The sequence below is a fragment of the Mesorhizobium sp. M1088 genome, assembly GCF_040318575.1.
GTDB lineage: Bacteria > Pseudomonadota > Alphaproteobacteria > Rhizobiales > Rhizobiaceae > Mesorhizobium.
In genome coordinates, this window is sequence record NZ_JAMYMO010000111.1 from 1 (window position 1) to 1,277 (window position 1,277).

Below are 1,277 nucleotides of genomic sequence, written 5' to 3' on the forward strand. Positions count from 1 at the left end.
CCCCGACCAGCTCCGCCGATCACCCGTTGCTCAACCCGCGCCATACGGCGTAAAACCCGCCGAGGCTCTAACTGCAGCCGGATCAAAATTCAGTGGCAGGTCACTTGCGCCACGAATGACATCGAGCACCGAACGACCAAGGAGATCCTCAAAGGCCTCACATCCTATGAATTCATCTGCAAGGTTTGGTCCGCACAGCCCGAAGGCTTCAAGCTTAATCCGCTCCAGCAAATGCCGGGACCAAACATCTAGGCACGTCAGTTGTGCCGGTGGGTTCTTTGTGCCTATTGGGGAATTATATCATGCGGTACAAGGAATTGTTTCAGTTTGCTGGTATTTTTTTGTATCAGCACGCCAAGTCCTCCCACGCCGTTGCGTCTGATTGCACTGTAGTCCTCAAGGCTCTTGCGTATGACGCGTTCTATTGAGCGATTGCTCTCGCCGCCGACACGCATTTTCACCATTACTTCAGGAATATAGCAGAGGCTGATCTTCCCAAAATTCAGCCACCGCAATATCGCGTCGTAATCAGCCGCGATCTGGTAACTCGTGTCATAGCACCCCAAGCGCTCGAACACGCTTCGCCGTAGATAAAGGGTCGGATGGGGGGGCATCCAGCCCCGACCAAGTAAGCGGGGCTCATATGGGCCGGATCGCCAGTACCGAATTAGCTGGTTTGGATCGGAGGCGGAAACATATTGTAGATCTCCGTACACCCCATCAATCTTATTGTCTTCAAATGCGAGCGCTACTTTGCCCAGGATGTTGTCAGACGCAAAGAGGTCGTCGGAATGCATCACCCCAATTACATCTCCGGAGGCGCGGGCAATCCCTCTATTTAGTGCATCGTAAATTCCAGCGTCACGAACACTAACAACATAGGTCAGAGAATTCGCGAGCGATTCTACTATTTCCAGGGTGCCGTCGGTCGAGCCGCCATCTTGTATAAGGTGCTCCACGTTCCTGTAATTCTGGGCTTGCACACTGCGTATCGCCTCTCCAATTGTTCCTTGTCGGTTATAAACAGCTGTCACAATGGATATCTTCATCGCTGGTGGTCGTCTCCGCAGTTGTCGGTTCTGTGTTGCCCGATTTTGCATCGCGCGGCAAGCGGACAGCCGATCCATTAATGGTTGGCGAAGACGGGAACTGGTACCTAGTGGATGGAATCTAGCCCTTGGTGCCCACGTTTGACGGCAGCGATGATTTTGTCGGGGTCGGCGGTCCAAGTGAAAGGTTTGGGTTTGTGGTTGTGCTCGACGAGGAAGCGGTTGATT

General features: G+C 53.1%; 1 protein-coding gene and 2 pseudogenes. 1 reads left to right on the plus strand and 2 read right to left on the minus strand.

All coding sequences use genetic code 11. The features are described 5' to 3' along the window. Positions 1–252, plus strand: a pseudogene (locus tag NKH49_RS34670) (hypothetical protein); the annotation flags it as partial. Between the two features lie 32 nt (positions 253–284). Here the strand turns inward: NKH49_RS34670 and NKH49_RS34675 are convergent. Together NKH49_RS34675 and NKH49_RS34680 are read right to left on the minus strand one after the other, a co-directional pair. Further along, positions 285–1,049: a glycosyltransferase family 2 protein gene (locus tag NKH49_RS34675; protein WP_352930188.1), complete on the minus strand. Its 765-nt coding sequence runs from the start codon at positions 1,047–1,049 to the stop codon at positions 285–287. Between the two features lie 107 nt (positions 1,050–1,156). Beyond that, a pseudogene (locus tag NKH49_RS34680) lies at positions 1,157–1,277 on the minus strand (IS630 family transposase); the annotation flags it as partial.